The organism is Nesterenkonia ebinurensis (genome assembly GCF_008711175.1).
Taxonomy (GTDB): Bacteria; Actinomycetota; Actinomycetes; order Actinomycetales; family Micrococcaceae; genus Nesterenkonia; species Nesterenkonia ebinurensis.
The window spans coordinates 1-22,205 of record NZ_VWNF01000010.1 but is presented as its reverse complement, the minus strand read 5'-3'; the positions used below and the strand labels follow the sequence as shown (position 1 = coordinate 22,205).

Sequence of the window (22,205 nt, the reverse complement as noted above, 5' to 3'; positions counted from 1 at the left end):
GCAGGCCGGTTCGGCTGATCAGATGTCAAGGAACCTGACATCTTTGGCGTTCTGCTGGATGAAGCTGCGGCGGGACTCCACGTCCTCACCCATCAGGATGGCGAAGATCTCATCGGCGGCGGCGGCATCCTCCATGGAGACCTGCAACAGAGTCCGGTTGCCCGGATCCATAGTGGTCTCCCAAAGCTCTGAGTAGTCCATCTCGCCCAAACCCTTGTACCGCTGGATGCCCTGTTCCTTGGGCAGCTTGCGCCCGGTGGAGCGGCCCTTGGTGAGTACATCGTCGCGCTCAGCGTCGGTGAACACGTAGTCGGGCTCCCCGTTGGACCATTTGATCTTGTACAGCGGCGGCTGGGCCAGGAACACGTGGCCGTGTTCGATCAGCGGGCGCATATAGCGGAACAGCAGGGTCAGCATCAGGGTGGTGATGTGCTGGCCGTCCACATCAGCATCGGCCATCAGCACGATCTTGTGGTACCGCAGCTTGGTGATGTCGAACTCCTCACCGATGCCGGTGCCGAAGGCAGTGATCATCGACTGGACCTCGTTGTTGGACAGCGCCTTGTCCAGCCGGGCGCGTTCCACATTGAGGATCTTTCCACGCAGCGGCAGGATCGCCTGAGTCTTGGGGTCGCGGCCGCGTTTGGCTGAACCGCCGGCGGAGTCGCCCTCCACCAGGTAGATCTCCGAAATGGAGGGATCCTTGGATGAGCAATCAGCCAGTTTGCCCGGCATCCCAAAGGTCTCCAGCGGGGATTTGCGGCGCGCCTGCTCCCGGGCCTTGCGGGCGGCCAACCTGGCCTGGGCGGCGGACTGAGCTTTGCGGATGATGTCTTTGGCCGGGCCGGGGTTGCGCTCCAGCCAGTCGCCCAGATGCTCATGGACCACACCCTGGACGAATCCACGGGCCTCTGAGTTGCCCAACTTGGTCTTGGTCTGACCCTCGAACTGCGGTTCGGAGAGTTTCACCGAGATCACCGCAGTCAGACCCTCGCGGATGTCCTCCCCAGTGAGGTTCTCCTCCTTGTCCTTGAGGTAGTTCTTCTCCCGGGCATAGCGGTTGACCAGGGCGGTCAGTGCTGAGCGGAAGCCCTCTTCATGGGTGCCGCCCTCATGGGTATTGATGGTGTTGGCGTAGGTGTGCACGGATTCTGAGTAGGTCAGGGTCCACTGCATGGCCAGTTCAGCGCTGATGCCGCGTTCGGTGTCTTCGGCCTCAAAGGCGATCACGTCCTCGTGCACGTTCTCAGCCCGTTTGGCGGAGTTGAGGTGCTTGACATAGTCCAGCAGCCCGTCATCGTACTGATAGACGACAACGCGGCCAGCACCCTCTTCTTCAGCAACAGCCTCACTGCCCTCACCGGGTTGGGCAGGAGCTGGTTCCTCGCCTTCCGAAACCTCAGGAGCGGCGTCGTGCTTCTCGGCAATTTCGTCTTCGACGACGATGTTCTCATCGATCTGGCGCTCGTCGCGCAGGGTGATCCGCAGGCCCTTGTTCAGGAAGGCCATCTGCTGGAAGCGGGCGCGCAGGGTATCGAAGCTGAACTCGACAGCGTCGAAGATCCCCGGGTCCGGGTAAAACACCTGGGTGGTGCCGGTCTGGTCAGTCTCCCTACCCTGGGTCAGTGGCCTGAGGGTTTTACCGCCCTCTGCGAAGGCGATGCTCCACTCATGGCCCTGGCGGCGAATAGTGGTCTCGACCCTGCGGGAGAGGGCGTTGACCACCGAAATGCCCACACCGTGCAGGCCGCCGGAGACCTGGTAGCCGCTGCCGCCGAACTTGCCGCCGGCGTGCAGCACGGTCATTACTACCTCCACAGTGGGCATGCCCTCTGTAGGGTGCATATCCACCGGGATGCCGCGGCCATCATCCTCCACGCGGACCCCGCCGTCATTCTGCAGAGTGACTAGGATGTGTGAGCAGTAGCCGGCCAGTGCCTCATCGACTGAGTTGTCCACCACCTCATAGACCAAGTGGTGAAGACCCCGTTCCCCGGTGGAGCCGATGTACATTCCGGGGCGTTTCCGCACCGCCTCGAGTCCTTCGAGAACGGTAATGTCAGAGGCGCCGTAGTTGCCGTGCGTAGGGTCTTGTTCAGTCACTCGACCATTCTACCGTGGGAACGCCTGATTTCCGCATTTCTGAGCGGGTTTCTGCTCATAAAATATGTCCTAGGAGACCAGAAACAGCCGCTGGGAGCGATCCGCAGGGCTGCACATGGGGGCAGGATCGTCCTCAGGGCTCATAATGCGGCAGAACTGGTCCCACGGCGTGCCCGCCCTGCCGTGAGGGCCCGTGCCTCACCCGTAGGTGTCACGGGGGCCGCGTCCCCCGCGGACTGAATAGCGGCCTCTCTTCCAACTGGGGGCAGCAGGGCCTCGGATATCGATCTCGGTGACAATGCCTTTGCCGAGCTCCCGCTCGAAGACCTCCATGAGCTTAATCTTCATCAGCTTGAGGTTGGTGGCCCAGGCCGTAGAGTCGCAGATCACCGTGACCACCCCGTCCTCAAAGCGCTCCGGTCGGCAGTGCTCAGCGATACTGCTGCCCACCAGCTGCTCCCAGCGGCTGATCACTGAGCCCACCGCCACAGGGGCAGTCCAGCCGCGGCTGCGCACCAAGGTTTTCAGCGTCTCACTCAGCGGTTTGGGATCACGCAGGTCGGTGCGTGGCGCACCAGATCGGTTGCCGGGGACCATCTCTGCCTGAGCTGTGCGGGATGCGGCTCTGGGATTGGAGGTCAATGACGTGTTCTTGGGCGGTCGGCGCAGCCGCCGGTCACCGCGCTCCTCGGCAGCTTTCCGGTACCGGTTGAACAGTGCCTGTGCTGCATCGATGGGCGGGGCTGATTCCGCAGCCTGGCGCGCCCTGAGATCACGGTTCCCATCCCGGTTGCTCTCAACGGACTGACCTCCGCCTTCGCGCCTTGAAGTCGGCACATCACTGTGTTCACGCCTGACAGGTTCTTCGGTCACTGGTTCTCACCTGCCTTTAACGGCACTGCGGTGCTGATCTGGTTCTCAGATCCCACCCGATAGGCGTTGGAGAGCAGGATACTGGGCACATCGTCGTCCACGGCGGCGGTGATGATCAGCTGCTCAGCACCGGTGGCGAGCTCGGCGAGGCGACGGCGGCGCTTGGCATCCAGTTCGGCAAAGACATCATCAAGGATGAGAATGGGCTCAGCACCGGGCTCGGGGTCATCTTCAAGCATCGCCCGATAGCTGGCCAGGCGAAGACCCAGGCAGAAGGACCAGGTCTCCCCATGGGAGGCATAGCCTTTGACCGAAGTGGTGTCCAGGCTGAAGTGAATCTCATCGCGGTGCGGGCCGATCAGAGTAACACCGCGATCTTGTTCCCGTTTGCGCACAGACTGAAGCCCCTGATACAGCTGCTCAGCCAACTGGTCAGTGCCGGCCTCCTCCAGTGCTGAATTCTCGGGTGCAGGGTCACTGGAAGGTTCCTTGTCCTCATCGTGCCCATCCAGGGACGACAGATACCGCATCGTTGCTGTGCGTACCGATTTGCTGATGTCCTGATAAGCCTGGCGAAGATGGGGGCGCAGGGCAGTGACCATGTCCAGCCGGGCCCGCAGCAGCCGGGCTCCGGTCTGTGCCAGCTGGATGTCCCAGACCTCCAGGGTGGATTCATGAGTAGGGGTGAAGCCTTCATGCCGGATGGACTTCAGCAGCGCATTGCGCTGGCGCAGCACCTTCTCATAGTCCTGTCGCAGCTGACCCAGTGCCGGCCGCAGCTGAACCGCCAGAGTGTCGAAGAACCTGCGCCGCACAGAAGGCGAACCTTTGACCAGCTCCAGATCCTCCGGAGCGAAGAGCACGCTGCGCAAAGTGCCCAGAATCTGCTGGGCAGGCACTGCTGACCCGCGGTTGATACGAGCCCGGTTCGCCCGACCAGGGTTGATTTCCACCTCCAGGAACGCGGTGCGCCCGCCCCGGTGTGCCTCCGCCCGGATGAAGGCCTGGTCCTCCCCGTGACGGATCAATGGCCCATCCTGAGGCACCCGGTGTGAGGACAGGCTGGAGAGATAGCCAATGGCCTCTGCAATATTGGTCTTGCCCACCCCGTTGAAGCCCAACAGCGCGTTGGGACCCGGCTCGAAGGCGAGCTCAGTATCCGCGTAGCTGCGGTAGTTCTGGAGTCTCAGGCGGGAGAGCCGCACAGACGCTGCTCCTGAAGGGGATGGACTATTGGCTGATCAGCCGGACCGGCATCAGCAGGTAGCGAAAGTCGGTGGAATTCTCACCCTCAGCCTCCTGCTGGCCGGTGATCATAGCCGGCTTAGGTGCAGAGACGAAGCTGAAGCGCAGATATTCTGTATCAAAGACACTCAGACCCTCATTCAGATAGGCAGGGTTGAATCCCACAGTGATCGGTTCCCCGGTCAACTGCGCTGCCACTATCTCAGATGCAGAGGCATTGTCATCCACACCAGCATCCAACGTGACCTGATTGTCCTCGGTGAACTGCAGGCGTACATGGCCGTTGCGCTCAGCCACCAGAGAGACACGGCGTGCAGCCTCAATGAGCTCAGCGGTGTTGACTACAGCATGGATAGGAGTCTGCTCGGGGAAGAGCTGCCGGATCTTCGGATAGTCTCCGTCCACCAGGGTGCTGGTGGTCCGGCGGCCTCCGGATGAGAAGCCGACCAAGGCATCGTCGTCGGAGATGGCAAGGGAGAGATCCCCGCTCCCAGCCAGCGACTTAGCCACTTCGTTGAGAGTCTTCGCCTTGATCTGCAGGGAGGTGGAGATACTCGGGTCCGCGGGCCGCCAAGCGATCTCCCGCATCGCCAACCGGTATCGGTCAGTGGCGAAGAAGGTGATGGTCTCACCCTCAATCTCCAACTTCACCGCAGTCAGCAGCGGCAGTGTGTCATCGCGGGCTGCAGCAGAGATGACTTGAGAAACAGCGCGAGAGAACTCACTGCCATCCACCACGCCAGCCAGATTTGGCTGGGCTGGAAGCTCAGGGTATTCATCCACCGGCATGGTGGTCAGGGTGAAGGTGGAGGACTTACAGGTCACCACAACCTTGGTCTCCTCCAGGGAGAGAGTCACCGGAGCATTGGGCAGGGACTTCACAATATCGGTGAGCAGCCGACCGGAGACCAGAACTGTACCTTCGGCTGAGACGTCGGCATCGATCTGCAGCTGGGCAGAGACTTCATAGTCAAAGCTGGCAATAGTCACCTGCTGAGCCTCGGCAGTGATCAGAAGTCCGGAGAGAACCGGGGCCGGTGGTCGAGGGGACAGTGCACGGGCAGCCCAGGACACCGCCTCGGACAGAACGTCGCGGTTAACGGTGAACTGCACGGTGGAACTCCCTCATCGTGTCAAGCATTCGGCCAGGTGTGTCTGAGGGACGAGCTTACCGTGTTCACCAGATATGCCGAAAGTCTTGTTCTCAACCACAACATATTGGGTGGGATCGGTGATCTGTTGCTTGTTGGGGGATCAATGGTTAAGGATGAGAAGTGGTAGTAACAGGTGTGGATTCTGTGGATAAGTCGGTTTTGCACGGTGTATCCAGACTTAGCCCTGTGGACTGCGCAGTGGGTAACTCTCGACAGAAGTGTGAACTACACGGGGAGGATTTTCCGCGCCAGAATGCCGATCTCCCCATGTGTACCTCAGTTATGCACAGGAAGAGTGGGACTTCTCACCAGAGTTTGCACCAACTTATCCACGAGTGTGGGGAGGGGGAATGTTCTTTTGCACCTGCACCTGTGGATATGTGGGAAAAACTGTGGAGATCGAGAATGTCAATCCCAGGACACGCGCTGATCCAGGGAAACTACATCCGTGCAAGATGTGTAGGAACTTGATCTTCACAGGTGTGGTGGATGTTGAGCCTATCGGTCGAAAACCTGCTCGCGGCCTCAGCGATGACTATCTGCCCTGTTTGATTTTGTTGGTGAGCTCGGTGACCTGGTTGAAGACGGCGCGGCGCTCTGCCATGAGTTCGCGGATTTTGCGTTCGGCGTAGATCACCGTGGTGTGGTCACGGCCGCCGAGCTCCTGGCCGATCTTAGGCAGGGACATCTCGGTCAGCTCACGCAGCAGGTACATGGCAATCTGCCGGGCAGTGACCAGATTGCGGCTGCGCGACTTGGACATCAGATCTTCCACACTGAAGCTGTAGTAGTCAGCGGTGGCGTTGATGATCTGCTGGGCGGTGATCTCTTTGGCATGATCATCGGAGATCAGATCACGCATGACTTGTTCAGCAAGGGAAAGATCTACATCTTGTTTGTTCAGTGCCGCATAGGCGGTGACTCGGATCAGAGCACCTTCGAGTTCACGGATATTGGTGGAAATTTTGGAACCGATGTATTCCAGGACGTCGTCGGGACAGCTGAAGTTCTCTGCATTGGCCTTCTTGCGCAGGATTGCAATGCGCGTCTCCAAGTCCGGAGGCTGAATATCTGTGATCAGTCCCCACTCGAACCGGCTGCGCAGCCGCTCTTCGAACCCAGAGAGCTGCTTGGGGGGTTCATCGGAGGTGATAACCACCTGTTTATTGTTGTTGTAGAGGGTGTTGAAGGTGTGGAAGAACTCCTCCACTGTGCGTTCCTTGTCTGCAAGGAACTGGATATCGTCCAGCAGCAGGATGTCCACGTTGCGGTAGAGGTGTTTGAAGCTGGCACCTTCATCATCGCGGATGGAGTTGATGAAGTCGTTGGTGAACTCCTCAGAGTTCACATAGCGCACCCGGATCCCAGAGTAAAGGCGTTGGGCATAGTGGCCGATGGCATGCAGCAGGTGGGTCTTGCCCAGCCCGGAGTCCCCGTAGATGAACAGCGGGTTATAGGCTTTGGCGGGGGCTTCGGCAACTGCATTCGCAGCGGCATGGGCGAACCGGTTGGAGGAACCGATCACAAAGGTGTCGAAGGTATAGCGGGGGTTCAGCCGGGAGGTTTCGGTGAGCCCAAAACCGGCTGAATTCCCGGGCGGCTCTGAGAAGCCAGAACGTGGCCGGATTTCATCCCGGCTGAATCGGGTTTCTGAACGCCCAGGCTCCTGTGTATTCACCTCAGGAGTGGCAGCGCTGTATGTGCTGGGGGCATCTTCTGCGCCACGCAGTGGTGCCGGTGCAGCAGAGGGTGCAGGCGCTGCGCTGGTCAGCTCTTCTTTGTCCTTCTGTGCTCTAGCCAGCTCCGGGTCAATCACATAGGCGCAGAGAATATCCTTGCCGAACACAGTGCGCAGCGCCTGGGAGAGTTCAGTCTGCAAAGTCGAATGCAGCAGCTGGCGAACCCGCTCATGGGGGACGGCTAACAGCAGGGTGTCACCGATCAGCTGGTCAGACTGAGGTACTGCGCGAGCCACATCGGCTAATTTCAGGCCGGTAATCCCATGATTCTCACGAAGTTCGGTGAGGACTTGCTGCCATTGGGCAGAGGCTGAAGAGGCAGGTCCCGGTAGGGCGGCTGCGGAGGCTTCGGAGTCGGCGGACACGCTGTTTCCTCAAGCAGTAGGTCGATGGTCTCGGTCAGGGCGTGGGCCCAGTATTCCACAGGTCTGAGGAAAACCGCCCGGCAATAAAAGAACCTGCGGCAACTAGACTCATAGTCAGCACTGTGGAAAACTCGTGGGTTTCGCACAGAGTTATACACAGTGCTGTTGAAGCGCTTTGAGCACGTAACCCTCAATCGTCTCAGCAGACATTGAACAGTCTCGGGTCTCCTTTGATTTGACCAGTCTGTGGCACTGCGACTATTGTTGACCAGTCGCCTACGGGTATGACGCGTTCCTGCGCGCCCAGAAGGCCGTTCAGACTTCAACCACCATCCTTGGGAGTTACACAGTGAGCAAGCGGACTTTTCAGCCGAGCAACCGCCGTCGCAGCCGCAAGCACGGGTTCCGTTCCCGGATGCGCACTCGCGCCGGTCGGTCCATCATTTCCTCGCGCCGCAGTGCCGGGCGCAAGAAGCTGTCTGCCTGAGCCGGTCGGACACTACGCACGACCCGGGCCCGCAGCCAGTAGGCTGCGGGCCAGAGTTGTCTTAACAGGAGATTATCCGTGCTGCCCAGAGAACACCGACTCACCCGTCCACAGGATTTCTCTGCAGTGATGCGCCGGGGCAGCCGTGCTGGAACCTCCAGTGTGGTGGTCTCAGTTCTGCTCACACCCACGCAGCAGATCTCCGCATGGCGCTGTGGGTTCATCGTCTCCAAAGTTGTGGGCAACGCCGTAATCCGGCACCGTACGGTACGCCGGCTGCGGCATCTGGTGGCTGAACTGATCAGCAGCGGAGAACTCGAACTCCCACAGAGGCACAGCGTGGACCTTGTGGTTCGAGCCCTGGCTGAAGCGCCGCAGCTGGAGCATCAGGACCTGAAGGCTGATCTCACCTCCGGGACGCGTCGAGCTCTGAAGAAGGCAGTCCAATGACCACGTGGGTGCGGCACCGCGATTTCTACGCAGAAGAGCACGATGACACCCCGGAGCAAGGGCATATGAGCTGTGAGTCGAACGAATCAGCGACTTCAGGCGAGAAGTCCGGGGCAAGCCGGAGGAGGCGGGCTTCTGCTGGGGGCCGGTGCAGCCGAGTAGCGGTTGTACCGGCCACCTCAGGCAGCGAGCGGGGTGCCTACCCGCCGCCGGATCCAGCAAAGTATTGGAAGTTATGGCGTAGGGCGGCGTCGTACCCTCTGGTGCTGTTCATCAGTCTCTGGCGAAGACTGATCTCCCCGCTCTATGGCAACGTCTGCAGCTTCTACCCCAGCTGCTCGGCCTATGGTCTGGAGGCAGTCACTGTGCACGGGCTGTTCCGGGGAAGCGGGCTGACCGCTTGGCGAATTCTGCGCTGCAACCCCTTCAGCGGAGGCGGCGTGGACCATGTTCCGCCCTCCGAGCGAACCTGGCCGTACAACGAGGTTCCGGAGATCATCCGGCTCAACCATCCGCCGATTCCGCCGGATGAAGACTAACAAGGTAGTCTGAGAGTTGGTTTTCTCACGCTTCACCGTGTCTGGCACACAACATTCCTGCACCAGGGGCTCGGCGCCGGACCTGACACACATAAGAGAGTAATGGCTTTCCTCGACACGATTATGTGGCCCTTCAGCTGGGCCGTCTCCTTCATTCTGAGCACCTGGCACAGCCTGCTCACCCTGCTGGGCATGCCGGAGGGTTCCGGTTGGAACTGGACCATCTCCATCCTGCTGCTGGTGCTGGTGATCCGCATTATCCTGATCCCGCTGTTCGTGCGGCAGATCAAGTCCCAGCGCGGAATGCAGATCATCCAGCCGGAGATCCAGAAGCTGCAGGCCAAATACAAGGGCAAGAAGGACCCGGTCTCCCGTCAGGCCATGGCCCAGGAGCAGCAGGCGCTGTTCAAGAAGCACAAGGTCAACCCGTTTATGACCTGCCTGCCAATCCTGGCGCAGATGCCCATCTTCTTTGCGCTGTTCTGGATGCTCAACCGGATGCGCCAGGCCGAGTACCAGCAGGAGGGCTATTTCGCGCTGAGTCCGGAGGAAGTGCGCAGCTTTGACGGGTCCTCCATCTTCGGGGTTGGCATGGACGGCATCTTCCTAGAGGCTGTTCAGGGATCCCCAACGGCGTGGAACACTATCATTCTGACCACCGTCATGATCATCACCATGGTGGGCACTCAGTTCTTCACCCAGAAGCAGCTGATGCAGAAGAACATGTCCGAGGCCGCGCTGCAGGGACAGTTCGCCCAAACCCAGAAGATCATGCTCTACGCGCTGCCGTTGGTATTCGTCTTCGGCGGTGTCTACTTCCCGGTGGGTGTGCTGATCTACTGGACAGCCACCAACTTCTGGACCATGGGCCAGCAGTGGTGGGTCATCCGCAATAACCCCACCCCCGGCTCCCTGGCGGAGAAGGAGCTCAACCTCCGCCGCGCCGCCAAGGGCCTGCCACCGGTGGGCGAAGACGCCCGCAAGGCCCGCGAAGAGGCCGCCAAGCCCAAGGGAGAGCACAAGGGGCACACGGCTCAGCCCAAGAAGAAGAAAAAGAAAAAGAAGAAAAAGGGACAGCGATGAGCGAACAGACCACCCCCGACGAGGTCGTGGAGCACGGCAATGAGACTGTTGATCCCAATGAGGCTTCCGTGGTGGCCAACCAGGCAGAGACAGAGCACGACGACGCTGCGACTGGAAATGACGAAGGCGACGTAGCTGCCGACTACCTTGAAGAGCTGCTGGACATTGTTGACCTCGACGGTGATATCGACATTGAGATCCGCGGTGAGCGCACCTTCATCTCCATCCAGGCTGAGGACGGCGGCGAGGAACTGCAGGATCTGGTCGGCTCCAGAGGAGAGGTGCTCGATGCGCTGCAGGAGCTGACGCGTCTGGCTGTACTGGCTTCCACTGGTGAGCGCACCCGTCTGGTGTTGGACATCAATGGTCACCGCTCGGCTCGCAATGAGGAGCTGAGGCGACTGGCTGAAGAGGCGGTCACCAAGGTCAAGGACACCGGCGAAGCGGTCCACCTTGAGCCCATGAGCGCCTATGAGCGCAAAATCGTCCATGACTTTGTAGCAGAAGCTGGGCTGGTCTCTGAGTCCGAGGGCGAGGCCAAGCGCCGCCACGTGGTCGTCTCCGCTGAATAGGGAGGTACCTGGCGGTGAATACTCCCACTGATGCGGCCGAAGAGCTGGAGCCTGTCCCGGGGCTCATTGAGACTGAGCGTGCTGCAGCCGAGGCGCTCTTCGGTGAACGCCTCGCACTGGCTGAACGCTATGTGGGGCACCTGTGCACCACTGGCATCAGCCACGGTCTGCTGGGTCCCCGGGAGATCCCTCGCATGTGGGGACGGCATGTGCTCAACTGTGCCGTGCTGGGTCCTGAGCTGCCTTCTGGGAGCGTAGTAGCCGACGTGGGTTCAGGGGCAGGACTTCCCGGAATTGCGCTGGCACTTGTGCGTACCGATGTTGACTTCATTCTCATTGAGCCCATGGAGCGTCGTGTGGACTGGCTGTCCCAGCTGGTCAACGATCTTGATCTGGAGAATGTTCAACTGATTCGGGCCCGGGCCGAGGAAGTCAGTGATGAGGTGATGGCAGATGTGGTCACTGCCCGAGCAGTGTCAGCACTGAAAAAGTTGATACCACTGACTGTTCCTCTTTTAGCTGATGATGGAGAGCTGATCTTCCTCAAGGGCCGCTCCGTGCAGGAGGAGATTGACGCCGCAGCCAAGGCCATCAAGCGCTATAGGCTGAAGACCCCCCAGGTGCAGCTGCTCGGTGAGGATCTGCTGGAGGAGCCGACCACCATAGTGCGTGCCTCGCGCCGGTGCTGAGCGGTTCTGCACGGCTTCCGTACTCTGACCTAGACTGCACCTTATGACTGACCCACTTGCCGACTCTCCCCTGGCCGCGCAGCTTAAGGATGAACAGACCCGACGCAAGAAGCTCTCAGAGCTGGAGTTGGAGCGACCGCCTGAGACTCGGGTGATTACCGTGTCCAACCAGAAGGGCGGAGTCGGGAAGACGACCTCCACGGTGAACTTGGCCGCTGCTCTGGCAGACCATGGGTTCAACGTGCTGGTGATCGATATTGACCCCCAGGGTAATTCCTCCACCGGGCTGGGTATCCCGCACTCTGCCGATACAGACTCCATCTATGATGTGCTCATCGATGACCTCAGCTTTGCTGATGTGGTGGCAGAGTGCCCGGATGTGGACCGACTTTCGGTAGTGCCGGCGACTATCCATCTGGCAGGAGCAGAGATTGAGTTGGTCGCCCTGGTGGCCCGTGAGCAACGACTCCACCGGGCACTGGAGGAGTACTTCAGGCACCGCGAGGAGAACGGACTGGAGCGTCTGGACTATGTCTTCATCGACTGTCCGCCCAGTTTGGGTCTGCTGACGGTCAATGCCTTTGTCGCTGCCAAGGAGGTGCTCATCCCCATACAATGCGAGTACTACGCTTTGGAGGGACTGAGCCAACTGCTGAACAACATCAGCATGATCCAGAAGCACCTCAATCCGGTGCTGAAAGTCTCCACCATCCTGCTTACCATGTACGACGCTCGTACCAACTTGGCATCCCAAGTGGTGGATGAGGTCAACGGGCACTTCCCCAGTGAGGTGCTAAAGACCAAGATCCCCCGTAGCGTCCGAATTGCGGAGGCTCCCAGCTATCAGCAGAGTGTGATCTCCTACGATCGCTCCTCCACGGGGGCGCTGGCCTACCTTGAGGCAGCTGCTGAAATCGTTCAGCGTGGCTGAGTTGGCATGTTTCACGTGAAACTTCTGTGAGTGTTCTCTGCTGCGGGGTCGTACACTTAGACCATGGCTGAACGGAAAAAGCGCGGACTTGGGCGCGGACTGGGCGCACTGATCAACAGCGATAGTGAGGGACAGGTGGTCTCCGGTGCAGCCGTGCATGCTGTATCGCCTGTTGAGCCTGAGCTTGAAGCCGAGCCGGTAGATGTTTCACGTGAAACGGACCGGCCGGAGCGGCCCATCGATGTGTTCTTCTCTGCTAAGTCACATCTGGAGACTCAGCGCGTTTCACGTGAAACACCAGCTCCCGGCGCCACTTCTCGAACACGAACAGCCACCGCCTCCCGACGCACCAAGGGTGCTGGACGTGTTGAGATGCCAGATGTCCTTGGATCGCGACAGTCTTCCGAGTCTAAGGAGAGCTCAGAGAGCAATCGCGTTTCACGTGAAACGGAACAAGCAATCGATGGGGCAGAGTTTCGGCCGCTCAAGGTAGAGAGTATCCGGCCCAACCCTAAGCAGCCCCGTGAGGTTTTCGATGAGGAGGATATGGCGGAGCTGATTCATTCGGTCCGCGAGATTGGTGTTCTCCAGCCCATCGTTGTCAGATCAGTTGAGGATGATCAGTACGAACTCATTATGGGTGAGCGGCGCTGGCGTGCCTCCAAGGCGGCTGGGCGTGAGACAGTTCCAGCAGTTATCCGGAATACTGCAGATGAAAACCTACTCCGGGACGCACTGCTGGAGAATATTCACCGCTCCCAGTTGAATCCCCTGGAAGAGGCGGCCGCGTACCAGCAGCTCCTTGATGACTTCGGAATCAGCCAGGAGGAGCTATCGAAGCGGATTGGTCGGTCCAGGCCGCAGATCTCAAACACTCTGCGGCTGATGAAGCTCCCGGCAGCGGCGCAACGCAGAGTAGCTGCCGGAGTGCTCTCCTCGGGGCACGCCCGCGCACTACTCAGCCTGGAGACAGAGGAGCAGATGGAGGGGCTCGCGCAGCGGATCGTTGCTGAAGGACTCTCGGTACGCAGTGCTGAGGAACAAGCTTCACTGATCAAGAAGGGGACAGTGAGTGGCGGCAGCGTTTCACGTGAAACGAATCGACTTCCCTCCACCACCCGGGTGCAGGAACTTGATGAGTACGCTGAGGCCCTCACCGACAAGTTGGATACTCAAGTGAAAATCAGCCTTGGCGCCAAGAAGGGGCGGATTGCCATTGACTTCGCTGGGGTTGAAGACCTGGAACGGATTCTGCAGCAGCTTGGCGTCTACGTGTCACACTGAGGTTTTCTTGGGGTGAGAAGGCCGGAGAATACGCGGCCGAGGGGCGAGTGGGACCTGTGCCCGCCGGGATCAGCACTGTGAAAATCAGCCTTGGCGCCAAGAAGGGGCGGATTGCTATCGACTTCGCTGGGGTTGAAGACCCAGAGGGCATTGCCGATACCCTCGAGCTCCACATCCAGCGCTGACCATTCAGACACGAGCGGCCCCGAAACTGTGGAAGTCCCGGGGCCGTTTCACGTGAAAAGAGAGTAATCGGAGATGGCTCTAGCTCAGCACGTTGGCGAACTCCTGCTCAAGGGCGGGCTGCGGCTTAGCCCCGATGCTGGTGTGCACCTTCTCACCATCCTTGAAGGCGAAGACGGCGGGGATAGAGGTGATGCCGTATTTGGCGGCGATGGCCGGGTTTTCATCCACGTTGACCTTGACCACCTCGATTTTGTCCTTATGAGCGGCGGCGAGCTTCTCCAGCTCAGGGGTCAAGGCCCGGCAGGGGCCGCACCACTCGGCCCAGAAGTCCACCAGGACGGGCTTGGAGGCCTTGATGACATCCTCTTCGAAGGTGGCATCGGTGACTGCTTTGAGATCGGACATGGGTCCGCTCCTTTCAGAAGAACTGGTTGAATTCGTAAGGTTGTAGGTCTCAGACTGAAGCCGGTTGGGCCGCACGTGTTTCGGCGGCGTCGCTGTCAGCGGTGTCTGCCAGGTAGTGTTCCACATCCAGTGCGGCGACACAGCCGGAGCCGGCAGCGGTGATCGCCTGCCGATAATGCGGATCAAGCACATCGCCGGCGGCAAAGACCCCAGGCAGAGAAGTCTTTGAGGTGCGTCCATCCACCTGGAGGGTGCCGTCTTCGGTCAGCTCGAGTTGGTCCTTGAACAGTCCCACTCGGGGGTCATGACCAATCGCAATGAACAATCCTGTCACCTCGAGGGAGGATTCTGTGTCGTCAACTGTGCTGCGCATCCCCAGCTGGCTGACTTGGCCCTCACCGCGGACTTCGGTGACCTCACTGTTCCAGATGAACTCAATTTTCTCATTGGCCTTCGCTCGATCAGCCATGATCTGGGAGGCCCGTAGCTGATCGCGCCGGTGGATCACATAGACTTTGGAGGCGAATTTGGTGAGGAACAAGGCTTCTTCCATCGCGGAGTCTCCACCACCGACCACAGCAATGACCTGCTCGCGGAAGAAGAATCCATCACAGGTAGCGCACCAGGAGACCCCATGTCCGGAAAGCTCCTTCTCCCCGGGGACCCCCAGCTCCCGGTAAGCTGAACCGGTAGCCAGAATCACCGAGCGGGCGTGCAGCACACCCCCAGAACCCAGAGTGATCTCCTTGACCGTACCCTCAAGCTTCACCTCAGTGGCATCCTCATGCCGGATATCAGCACCAAACCGACGGGCCTGGGCCTCCATATTCATCATCAGATCTGGGCCCTGAATCCCCTCAGGAAAGCCGGGGAAGTTCTCCACCTCAGTGGTGTTCATCAACTCACCACCAGCAGTGACCGATCCAGCCAGCACCACCGGGCTCAGATTCGCCCGAGCCGTATACACCGCAGCGGTATACCCAGCCGGGCCAGAACCAATAATCACAACATCATGGACCTGGTCGGGAAGTATCTGTTCAGTCACGTGAAGTTCCTTCGGATGGTGAGAGATCGTCTAGCAGATCGAACGATACGGGGATGCCGGGTATTCCGCGAGTTCTGCTTCCAAGGAGCGGAAGCTGCTGCGTCTCAGCTGCTGGTAAGGAGCACAAAGACGATGATGGCTGCTGCAAGAATCAGTACGGCCAGGGTGCCCAAAGCGATCCATCTGCTCAGCGGGGTGCTGGGGTCCTGATCGGCGCCCGTGCCGAGGTGAAGGATCTCCGGTTCAGCGGCTTCACCTCCACCAGAACCTGCCGGAAACGCAGTAGGAGTGCGGGAAGGAACAGTGCTGATCAGTGTGGTGAAGCTGCTGGGCTCCTGGGCAGCGGCGGAACCACCTTCCAGGCCCAGATCCTGCTGCTGAGTGGCCGGATTGCCGGCAGCCTGCGGGACAGGAGGCTCAGGTATACTGCGCCGGTCATAGGACTCCACCGGTTCCTGGGGAGGATCGTCCACCACCTCTTCACCCTCGGCCAGCAGCTCATCAACCTGAAGCCCAGGATGGCTGGGCCCCTGGGCCCTGACACCCACCGTGGAGATAGCCGCTGAGGGTGCGCTCTCCACAAAGGGTCCGCCAACCGAAGATGCGCCGAACGAGGAGACCTCCTGCTGTACTTCCGGCTCAGACTGCGGTGCCAGAGCAGCTTGAGACGGCTCCTCAGAGGCGAAGGCCGGTGCCGGCCCCGGTGTGGCCCGCACAGATTCATCAGAATCCGCGCGGGTCCCGGAGGTCAGGGGTCGGCCCTCGCCGGCAGGACCAGCACTGGTCCAGTCGTAGACCGCCTCGATCGGCTCCTCCTCAACATCCGCTGCCGGATCGGCACCCACCTCATCGAGATCACTGCGCAGCGAGAAGGACACCCGGCTGATCTCCCGGGAAACATTGAGCCCATGCACATCCCCGGCCGACTCCAGCTCAGACTCCAGCTCCTGCAGGCTGTGCTCCGGCTCAGCAGGGGCAGAGGAAGGTGTATCGCGTCGGTGCGCGGGAGTGACCCGGTCCAGGAACGCCGGACGCAGCGCCCGACGCCGCTCACTTTCCTTAGGCCCCAACCCGGCTTGCAACCGGGCGTAGTATTCGGCGTCGTCGTCATAGGTCTGCGGTTCCATCTGCCGGGACTGGCCAAAGAGCTCAGAACCCAGCGAGTCGGTGTAGTAAGGCTCCACATACGGGGCCGAATCCGGCACCACCAGGTCCAGCAGCTGATTGGGATCCACCACGGTGGAGATGAGGAACGTGCGGTCCTCCGCCAGTCCCAGGTCTAGAACCTCCACCGAAGAGTCACGCTCCCCGATGGCAAGCTCCTTGGCAGAGGTCGCCACCTGTTTGGCATTGGCCCGGGAGGCCAGCAGCACCGAGACCTCACGGCCCAGCAGATCGTCAGTGGCTTGGAAGATGATGTCCTGATCCGCAGAGGTCACCACATGATGGGTGATGCGGTAGCGACCGCCCACCACATCGCCGATGCCGAACGGCTGAGGCACGTCTCATTTCCTCCAGGGTCATTTCAGTGTTTTCGAACCTCAAGCCTACCGGCGAATCCTGGTGACCGGCAGGTGCTCAGCGGGCCAGTCGCGCCAGGGCAGGTATACGGCGGGAGACCGGCTCCATGAACTCACCGAACTCACGGACACGGGCAGCCCGCAGCACCACAAAGTACACCAGCGCCATCACCGTCACCACCGCGGCACAGCTCAGGGCCGCAGTGCCGATGGAGTTCCAGGCAAAACCCCAGGTGAACCCGCCCAGCGGGGCCAGCACCAGGAAACCGGCACAGCCTGCCGCCGCAGCGGCGAACCCGGATGAGACATAGGCGGTGAGCACGCTGGCCAGCCCGTAGTGACCCCAGCGCCGGGTGGCGATGATGTGGAAGACGATGGTCCGGGCAATGTTCAGGGTGCTGAACAGGGCCACCACAATATAGGGAATGTAGTGATGCGGCAGCAGCAGGGCGCAGACATGGGTGATGGTCAGCCCGATCGGCACCATAGAGAGGTTCACGATCATTGGAGTCTTGGCATCCTCAGCGGCGAAGAAGGTGCGGATCAGGTAGAACTGCACTGAGCGGAAGGGCAGACCCACCGCGTAGATGATCAGCAGCTGGGCGATGGCCGCACCGGCAGCTGCGGCCTCCTCCGAGCTGCCGCCGAAGAGCCGGCCGATGGGCCCGGCCAGCACAATGAACACCACCGTGGAGAACATCATGGGGATCGCGAAGATCCGTAAACCCCGGTTGATGGTGGAGCGGGCCGCCCCGTAGTCCTCAGCCTGCATATAGGCGGCCAACTGATTGAACAGCACCGTGGCCATCGAGAGCACAAACACCGAATGCGGCAGCAGCACAATGAGCTCAGCGATATTGGCCGCATACTCACCGGGGATATGGGCACCGTCCTCCATGGTTTCCCTGGCTGCGGTGGCGCCGGAGACCAGGCGCATATGCAGCAGGATAGACACATTGCCCACCACCATGGTGATCAGGGTGTACAGCGCAATCTTCCCGGTCTGCTCCAGGCCCAGACCGCGGAACCCGAACTTAGGCCGCAGCGGGATGCCCAGTTTGGACAGCGGCCAGAGCAGCAGGGCCGCCTGGGTGATCACCCCCAGGGTGTGGCCCCCGGCCAGGATCACCGTCTGGGTGCTGGTCCATTGTGCAGCCTGGTCATCACCGGCCGAATAGCTGCCGAACAGGAAGATGAAGGCCAGGATGAACCCGATGGCGATGATGTTGTTCAGCACCGGGGCCCACATGTACCAGCCGAATTTGGCATTGGCGTTGAGCACCTGTCCCACCACGGCGTAGAGCCCGTAGAAGAAGATCTGCGGCAGTGTCCACAGGGCGAAGGCAGTGCCCAGGGCCAGCTGCGCATCAGTCCAGTCGTAGGTCAGAGCACTGATGATCGGATAGGCGGCCAGGGTGACCAGTAGGGACACCCCGCCCAGCAGCAGGATGGTCAGGGTCAGCAGCCGGGAGATGTAGTCCGCCCCCCGGTCAGGGGCTTTGGCTGCTTTGATCAGCTGCGGCACCAGCACCACATTGAACATGCCCCCGGCCAGCAGCAGGTAGATGATGTTCGGGATGCTGTTGGCCTTCTCAAACACATCAGCCATGGTGGTGGTCGCCCCGATCGCCACCGCCAGCAGGGCGGTGCGCACAAATCCCAGCACCCGGGAGACCGTGGTACCGGCGGCCATCACCACAGAGGCCGCCGCCATCCCAGACTTCGGGACGTGCGAGGGGGTAGGGGCAGCGGACAGCGTCGGGGCCTGTCCGCGGTGTCGGGGCCGGTGGGGGGAAGGTGTGCGGCTCATCGGTGGTGACTATAGCCTGAAGTTCACAGCGAGTCCTGGATGACCTGCTTGGCTGCAGCCACAATCCGCCGCTCATTGGGGAAGGAAAGAATCCGATCCAGCTGATCCAGGTTCACCCAGGCCACATCCACCGCCTCCTGGTCGGGATCCTTCTCGATGGTCAGTTCTCCGCCTACCGCCTCCATCAGATAGTGGTGCACCGTCTTGTGCACCCGGTGGGTGGGCACCGTGAACCAGTACTCGATGCTGCCCAGCTTGGTCAGGATGGATCCGGCGATCCCGGTCTCCTCCTCCACTTCGCGCACCGCGGCTTCCTCATGGGACTCACTGCCCTCGGGATGGCCCTTAGGCAGGCACCACTCCAGCCGTCCGCCACGGTTATAGCGAGCAATGATGGCCACGTCGAAGCCGCGGGAGGCAGGGGTGATGACGACGCCGCCGGCACTGACCTCTTCCACTGTGGGAAGGTGGCCGTTGGACCGTGAGAAGGCAGAACCATTGGCCCGGCGAGCACCCATCGACACTGTCAGGGGGGTGCGCCGTTCACCTCCGGTTTCCGCATTGGTCATGTACCTACTTTAACGCCGGGTTGTGCCAGACTGTTGCCCGTTATGGTTTCACTTCCCCAGGGCTTCCCCACGTCAGCCGAGTTGCCCGATATTGTGCTTGAGCTCGGAGAGCTGTTCTCCCGGGCTGGGTTTGACCTCTCCCTGGTGGGTGGGCCGGTCCGTGACCTGTTCCTGGGACGGGTCTCCCCGGACCTGGACTTCACCACCGATGCCACCCCGGATCAGATGGTGAACGTGGTGCAGGGGTGGGCGGACACCCACTGGGATATCGGCCGGGCCTTCGGCACCATCGGCATCCGACGCGGCGATGCCACCCTGGAGGTGACCACCTATCGGGCTGAGGCCTATGATCCGACTTCCCGGAAGCCGCAGGTGCGCTTCGGCGACTCCCTGGAGGATGACCTGCTGCGCCGGGACTTCACGGTCAACGCGATGGCGCTGCGGCTGCCCAGCTTTGAACTGGTGGACCCGCACGGCGGTGTGCGGGACCTGCATGCCGGCCTGCTGCGCACCCCGGCCACACCGGAGCAGAGCTTCAGCGACGACCCGCTGCGGATGATGCGCGCCGCCCGGTTCGCCTCCCAGCTGGGGCTTCGCATAGCTGATGATGTGCTCACTGCGATGGCGCACATGGCTGCTCGTTTGGGGATCGTCTCGGCGGAGCGGATCCAGGCTGAGCTGGTCAAACTGATCTGCGGCACGGACCCCCGCGCCGGAGTCGACGTGATGGTGGGCACCGGGCTGGCCGATATTGTGCTGCCGGAGGTCCCTGCCCTGAAGCTCACCGATGATGAGCACCACCGGCATAAGGACGTCTACCAGCACTCGCTGAAGGTGATGGAGCAGGCGACGGAACTGGAGACCGGGCCTGAGGGGCCAGTGCCAGCACCTGACTTTGTGCTGCGCTTCGCCGCGCTGATGCACGATGTGGGAAAGCCGAAGACCCGACGGTTCGAACCAGGCGGCGGGGTCAGCTTCCGGCACCATGATGTGGTCGGCGCCAAGCTCACCCGCAAACGGATGCAGGCCATGAAGTTCGACAAGGAGACTATCCGGGCGGTCAGTCACTTGGTGGAACTGCATATGCGGTTCTACGGCTACGGCGACCAGGGCTGGACCGACTCTGCAGTGCGTCGCTACGTCACCGACGCCGGGGATCAGCTGGAGCGTCTGCACCGGCTCACTCGCTCTGACGTGACCACCCGGAACCGTAAGAAAGCGGCCCGGCTGGCCCGCCACTACAACGATCTTGAGGTCCGGATTGCAGCCCTGCGTGAGCAGGAGGAGCTGGCCAAGATCCGCCCGCATCTGGACGGCAAGCAAATCATGGAGACCCTGGAGATCCCGCCTGGGCCAGCGGTGGGCAAGGCTTACAACTTCCTGCTTGAGCACCGGATGGAGCACGGCCCGGTGGAGCATCAGGAGGCAGTCGCCCTGCTCAAGGACTGGGCTGAGCAGAACTTATAGCGGGAGGCAGGTGCGGAGCAGTGCCCCTGCTCAGCGGTCGGCGTAGGTCCAGGCGCGCAGCGGGGCCTCTAAGGGGCCGCGACTGAACCGGGCGAACCACAGGTGGGAGACCAGCAGCTGGCTCCCCCAGATGGCGAGTACGATGCCGCCCACCGCCAGTTCACTGAGCTCACCGGCCAGTCCCAGCCCCACTCCGGCGAAGAGGACCACCATGATGAGAGACTGGGTCAGATAGTTGGTCAGCGACATCCGGCCCGCCGGGGCCAGCAGCTTGGCCACCGGGGCGGCAGCCCGGAAGATCACCAGCAAGATCACCACGTAGCCGAAGCTCTGCACAGGCCCGGCCGCTAAGTGCAGGGCACTGCCAAGCAGCTCAGCTCCAGGCCCGGGACTGTGACCAGTGCTGCCGGGCGGACCCCAGACCAGCCAGGCACCAGCAAAGCTGATCAGTGCCCCGATCCCCAGGGCGGGAAGTCCCAGGGACAGCAGCTTGGCGGTGCTGAACTCGCCACCGGCGATCCGCTCCAGCAGCCGGGCCCGCCCGACCACCAGGCCCAGCAGAAACATGGCGAAGGCCAGCGGCCCCTGCAGCAGCAGAATCGAGCTGAGCACCAGAAGATAAGCACCCAGGTGGAAGCTGAGCCACTGACCGGCGGTGCCGCCGTAGAGCGCTGCGGCCTGCCCGGGATCGCCCAGCCAGTCGGTGGAGCCTTCCATCATGTTCTCGAAGGCATAGCTGGCGCCTGCTATCAGCAGCAGGAAACCGGCAACTACCGCGTAGATCACCGCAGCGGTGATCAGCGCAGCTTTGGCGGAGATCCGCCGCAGGCCCAGCAGCAGGAAGCCCAGGATCCCGTAGGCCAGCAGAATGTCCCCAGCGAACAGGAACAGTCCGTGCAGCAGGCCCAGGACGATCAGTGCAGCGAACCGGCGCACAGAGCGCCTGGTCTCGCTGACCCCGGTCTCATAGGCATCAAGAGAGCGTTCAGCTGCGGTGCCCGGAAAAGGTTCCGCCTTTTCGATGGTCGCGCCTGAACGCCAGGCCAGGACAAAGCTGAGCCCGAACAGGAAGCTGAAGACCACATAGGACTTGGCTTCGAAGATCACCGCTGAGCCGAAGCGCACCAGCTGGTCGGCCGGAGTCTCCACTGCTGCGCCGAGCACGCCCAGCAGCATCTCCGGATGCGCAAAGAACCAGATATTCACACTGAGGATCCCCAGCAGCGCCAGTGCCCGTAAACCATCCACCGCAGCTAGGCGCGAGGGTTGAGTTGTGCTCACATCAATAGGCTATTGCAGTATGAGGTAGTCGGACACACCCATGAAGTCGGCGGTGCGGTTATCTCTCAATATCGCCGTGGATGAAGGCTTCGACTTTCTGGTGGGCTTCGTCGTCGTGGTATTGCTGGGGTGGGGATTTCATGAAGTAGGCCGAGGCTGCCAGTAGGGGTCCGCTGATGCCGCGGTCCAGGCCGATCTTGGCTGCCCGGATGGCGTCGATGATCACCCCGGCGGAGTTCGGGGAGTCCCAGACCTCTAGCTTCAGCTCAATGGAGAGTGGGGCATCACCGAAGTTCCGGCCCTCCAGGCGGATATAAGCCCATTTACGGTCATCGAGCCAGGGCACATAATCACTAGGACCGATATGCACATCCCGGTCAGCGAGCTTCGCAGTGGTATTAGAGGTCA

Annotated in this window: 21 protein-coding genes and 1 pseudogene; 10 read left to right on the top strand and 12 right to left on the bottom strand. The window is 61.1% G+C overall.

Translation table 11 applies throughout. The features are described 5' to 3' along the window. Positions 1-18: 18 nt before the first annotated feature. From gyrB to dnaA, 5 genes are all read right to left on the bottom strand, one after another. On the bottom strand, positions 19-2,103 hold the full coding sequence (gene gyrB, locus F0311_RS03745; protein ID WP_150460623.1) for a DNA topoisomerase (ATP-hydrolyzing) subunit B: 2,085 nt from the start codon (positions 2,101-2,103) through the stop codon (positions 19-21). A gap of 198 nt (positions 2,104-2,301) precedes the next feature. Continuing rightward, the gene (locus F0311_RS03740; RefSeq protein ID WP_223881117.1) at positions 2,302-2,976 is read right to left on the bottom strand and encodes a DUF721 domain-containing protein; all 675 of its coding nucleotides are present in this window, start codon (positions 2,974-2,976) and stop codon (positions 2,302-2,304) included. Beyond that, positions 2,973-4,181 (bottom strand): DNA replication/repair protein RecF, encoded by a 1,209-nt coding sequence (gene recF / locus F0311_RS03735; protein WP_150460622.1) that lies wholly within the window; start codon positions 4,179-4,181, stop codon positions 2,973-2,975. Before recF ends, F0311_RS03740 begins: the two co-directional genes overlap by 4 nt. Before the next feature lie 25 nt (positions 4,182-4,206). Beyond that, a complete protein-coding gene (gene dnaN / locus F0311_RS03730) occupies positions 4,207-5,334 on the bottom strand; it encodes a DNA polymerase III subunit beta (RefSeq protein ID WP_150460621.1) in 1,128 nt (375 codons plus the stop codon). Between the two features lie 576 nt (positions 5,335-5,910). Continuing rightward, on the bottom strand, positions 5,911-7,479 hold the full coding sequence (gene dnaA, locus F0311_RS03725) for a chromosomal replication initiator protein DnaA (RefSeq protein ID WP_150460620.1): 1,569 nt from the start codon (positions 7,477-7,479) through the stop codon (positions 5,911-5,913). 349 nt (positions 7,480-7,828) lie between these two features. On the opposite strand from dnaA, the gene rpmH reads away from it, so the two are divergent. The 9 genes from rpmH (at position 7,829) to F0311_RS17905 (ending at position 13,699) form a co-directional block, all read left to right on the top strand. Further along, a complete protein-coding gene (gene rpmH, locus F0311_RS03720) occupies positions 7,829-7,966 on the top strand; it encodes a 50S ribosomal protein L34 (protein WP_150460619.1) in 138 nt (45 codons plus the stop codon). A 78-nt stretch (positions 7,967-8,044) separates the two neighbouring features. After that, entirely contained in the window at positions 8,045-8,416 is a 372-nt protein-coding gene (gene rnpA, locus F0311_RS03715) for a ribonuclease P protein component (RefSeq protein ID WP_150460618.1), read from the top strand. Next, positions 8,413-8,955: a membrane protein insertion efficiency factor YidD gene (gene yidD / locus F0311_RS03710; RefSeq protein WP_223881116.1), complete on the top strand. Its 543-nt coding sequence runs from the start codon at positions 8,413-8,415 to the stop codon at positions 8,953-8,955. The genes rnpA and yidD overlap by 4 nt, the downstream gene beginning before the upstream one ends. Before the next feature lie 102 nt (positions 8,956-9,057). Beyond that, the gene (gene yidC, locus F0311_RS03705; RefSeq protein ID WP_150460617.1) at positions 9,058-10,038 is read left to right on the top strand and encodes a membrane protein insertase YidC; all 981 of its coding nucleotides are present in this window, start codon (positions 9,058-9,060) and stop codon (positions 10,036-10,038) included. Further along, positions 10,035-10,610, top strand: coding sequence for a Jag family protein (locus F0311_RS03700; RefSeq protein ID WP_150460616.1), 576 nt, complete (start codon positions 10,035-10,037; stop codon positions 10,608-10,610). The genes yidC and F0311_RS03700 overlap by 4 nt, the downstream gene beginning before the upstream one ends. 14 nt (positions 10,611-10,624) lie before the next feature. Beyond that, positions 10,625-11,299: a 16S rRNA (guanine(527)-N(7))-methyltransferase RsmG gene (gene rsmG, locus F0311_RS03695; RefSeq protein WP_223881115.1), complete on the top strand. Its 675-nt coding sequence runs from the start codon at positions 10,625-10,627 to the stop codon at positions 11,297-11,299. 43 nt (positions 11,300-11,342) lie between these two features. Beyond that, positions 11,343-12,230, top strand: a complete 888-nt coding sequence (locus F0311_RS03690; protein ID WP_150460615.1) for a ParA family protein — start codon at positions 11,343-11,345, stop codon at positions 12,228-12,230. Positions 12,231-12,293: 63 nt separating this feature from the next. Next, positions 12,294-13,514, top strand: coding sequence for a ParB/RepB/Spo0J family partition protein (locus F0311_RS03685; protein WP_150460614.1), 1,221 nt, complete (start codon positions 12,294-12,296; stop codon positions 13,512-13,514). Between the two features lie 47 nt (positions 13,515-13,561). Beyond that, positions 13,562-13,699 (top strand): hypothetical protein, encoded by a 138-nt coding sequence (locus F0311_RS17905; RefSeq protein ID WP_191089719.1) that lies wholly within the window; start codon positions 13,562-13,564, stop codon positions 13,697-13,699. Between the two features lie 79 nt (positions 13,700-13,778). Here the strand turns inward: F0311_RS17905 and trxA are convergent, their stop codons facing one another. The 5 genes from trxA to F0311_RS03660 all read right to left on the bottom strand — a co-directional run bounded on the left by trxA (position 13,779) and on the right by F0311_RS03660 (position 18,998). Then, the gene (gene trxA, locus F0311_RS03680; protein ID WP_150460613.1) at positions 13,779-14,105 is read right to left on the bottom strand and encodes a thioredoxin; all 327 of its coding nucleotides are present in this window, start codon (positions 14,103-14,105) and stop codon (positions 13,779-13,781) included. 49 nt (positions 14,106-14,154) lie between these two features. Further along, positions 14,155-15,150: a thioredoxin-disulfide reductase gene (gene trxB, locus F0311_RS03675; protein WP_150460612.1), complete on the bottom strand. Its 996-nt coding sequence runs from the start codon at positions 15,148-15,150 to the stop codon at positions 14,155-14,157. A gap of 104 nt (positions 15,151-15,254) precedes the next feature. Next, the gene (locus tag F0311_RS03670) at positions 15,255-16,652 is read right to left on the bottom strand and encodes a hypothetical protein (RefSeq protein ID WP_150460611.1); all 1,398 of its coding nucleotides are present in this window, start codon (positions 16,650-16,652) and stop codon (positions 15,255-15,257) included. A gap of 76 nt (positions 16,653-16,728) precedes the next feature. After that, positions 16,729-18,480: a murein biosynthesis integral membrane protein MurJ gene (murJ, locus tag F0311_RS03665; protein ID WP_223881114.1), complete on the bottom strand. Its 1,752-nt coding sequence runs from the start codon at positions 18,478-18,480 to the stop codon at positions 16,729-16,731. Positions 18,481-18,503: 23 nt separating this feature from the next. Continuing rightward, positions 18,504-18,998, bottom strand: a complete 495-nt coding sequence (locus tag F0311_RS03660; RefSeq protein ID WP_150460631.1) for an NUDIX hydrolase — start codon at positions 18,996-18,998, stop codon at positions 18,504-18,506. A 93-nt stretch (positions 18,999-19,091) separates the two neighbouring features. On the opposite strand from F0311_RS03660, the gene F0311_RS03655 reads away from it, so the two are divergent. Then, complete coding sequence (locus F0311_RS03655; RefSeq protein WP_150460610.1) at positions 19,092-20,516, top strand: CCA tRNA nucleotidyltransferase; 1,425 nt, start codon at positions 19,092-19,094, stop codon at positions 20,514-20,516. Positions 20,517-20,546: 30 nt separating this feature from the next. Here F0311_RS03655 and F0311_RS03650 read toward each other — a convergent pair whose 3' ends face one another. After that, positions 20,547-21,797 carry a DUF418 domain-containing protein gene (locus F0311_RS03650; protein WP_150460609.1) on the bottom strand — a complete coding sequence of 417 codons (1,251 nt, stop codon included), beginning with the start codon at positions 21,795-21,797 and terminating at the stop codon, positions 20,547-20,549. 58 nt (positions 21,798-21,855) lie between these two features. Further along, positions 21,856-22,205, bottom strand: a pseudogene (locus F0311_RS03645) (inositol-3-phosphate synthase); the annotation flags it as partial.

Excerpts from the sequence above, each read along its gene's own strand:
- yidD (WP_223881116.1), top strand. The coding sequence starts at position 8,413 with ATGACCACGTGGGTGCGGCACCGCGATTTCTACGCAGAAGAGCACGAT.
- yidC (WP_150460617.1), top strand. The coding sequence starts at position 9,058 with ATGGCTTTCCTCGACACGATTATGTGGCCCTTCAGCTGGGCCGTCTCC.
- F0311_RS03700 (WP_150460616.1), top strand. The coding sequence starts at position 10,035 with ATGAGCGAACAGACCACCCCCGACGAGGTCGTGGAGCACGGCAATGAG.
- F0311_RS03690 (WP_150460615.1), top strand. The coding sequence starts at position 11,343 with ATGACTGACCCACTTGCCGACTCTCCCCTGGCCGCGCAGCTTAAGGAT.
- F0311_RS03685 (WP_150460614.1), top strand. The coding sequence starts at position 12,294 with ATGGCTGAACGGAAAAAGCGCGGACTTGGGCGCGGACTGGGCGCACTG.
- trxA (WP_150460613.1), bottom strand. The coding sequence starts at position 14,105 with ATGTCCGATCTCAAAGCAGTCACCGATGCCACCTTCGAAGAGGATGTC.
- murJ (WP_223881114.1), bottom strand. The coding sequence starts at position 18,480 with ATGAGCCGCACACCTTCCCCCCACCGGCCCCGACACCGCGGACAGGCC.
- F0311_RS03660 (WP_150460631.1), bottom strand. The coding sequence starts at position 18,998 with ATGGGTGCTCGCCGGGCCAATGGTTCTGCCTTCTCACGGTCCAACGGC.
- F0311_RS03655 (WP_150460610.1), top strand. The coding sequence starts at position 19,092 with ATGGTTTCACTTCCCCAGGGCTTCCCCACGTCAGCCGAGTTGCCCGAT.